The organism is Cellulomonas humilata, from assembly GCF_013359775.1.
In the GTDB taxonomy this organism is placed as follows: Bacteria; Actinomycetota; Actinomycetes; order Actinomycetales; family Cellulomonadaceae; genus Cellulomonas; species Cellulomonas humilata.
On sequence record NZ_JABMCI010000020.1, the window covers coordinates 1 to 362 of the forward strand.

General features: G+C 75.7%; 1 protein-coding gene. It reads right to left on the reverse strand.

Annotation, left to right across the window (positions count from 1 at the left end; genetic code table 11):
- Positions 1–362 (reverse strand): hypothetical protein (locus HP550_RS00100; protein WP_175345568.1); only part of this gene is annotated, 362 nt, incomplete at both ends.

Genomic DNA, 362 nt, shown 5'->3' on the forward strand with positions numbered 1-362 from the left:
CCGACAACGAGAAGAACCGCTCCCGACGCTGCACCTCATGCTCGGCCTCCAACGCACCCGGATCCTGCGCGGCGACCCAGCGAGCCAACGCCCGAGCGAAGTCCGGCCGCGACGCGACCCGCGCCATCCCCACCACCTGCTCCTGCGCCTGCGGGGTGCGCAGCACCGCCGCGACCTCCGGGGTCGCAGAGCTCGCGACCCGGGCCAGCTCGTCGAGGTGACCCAACGGCACCGACCCCGCCCGCACCCCGGCCGCGACCGTGCCCATCGAGACCAGGGCGTCGGCCTGCCGCACCACCCGGGACGCCTCACCCAGACCGGACCGGGTCACCCGGGCGTGGGCCGCCTCGAACGACCGGTCC